Origin of the sequence: Rhizobium ecuadorense, assembly GCF_001187535.1 — a bacterium.
In the GTDB taxonomy this organism is placed as follows: domain Bacteria; phylum Pseudomonadota; class Alphaproteobacteria; order Rhizobiales; family Rhizobiaceae; genus Rhizobium; species Rhizobium ecuadorense.
On sequence record NZ_LFIO01001676.1, the window covers coordinates 1 to 275 of the forward strand.

Sequence of the window (275 nt, forward strand, 5' to 3'; positions counted from 1 at the left end):
CGCATGAACAGGCTCTGCAGCCTTCTGGAACGATTGTCTGACAACATCACTCTATCTCCTTTTTTTGAGTTCCCCTGGGGGAGTGATTGTGCGTCGTTGTTTGCATGCGGTTGACATCATGGCCCGGCAGCTTTCAGCGCTGCTCTTCATGGCTCAGTCGTTATGATCCTCCGTCCAGCGCCGGACCGTCGGATGATGAAGCCCGAATTGATCCAGCGCACGCCCCACGGTCTGGTCGACCATTTCGGCGATTGATTTCGGCAGCGTGTAAAAGC

At 55.3% G+C, this 275-nt stretch carries 1 pseudogene; it reads right to left on the bottom strand.

The features are described from left to right. Positions 1–153: 153 nt before the first annotated feature. Positions 154–275: pseudogene (locus AF337_RS45870) on the bottom strand (3-octaprenyl-4-hydroxybenzoate carboxy-lyase); the annotation flags it as partial.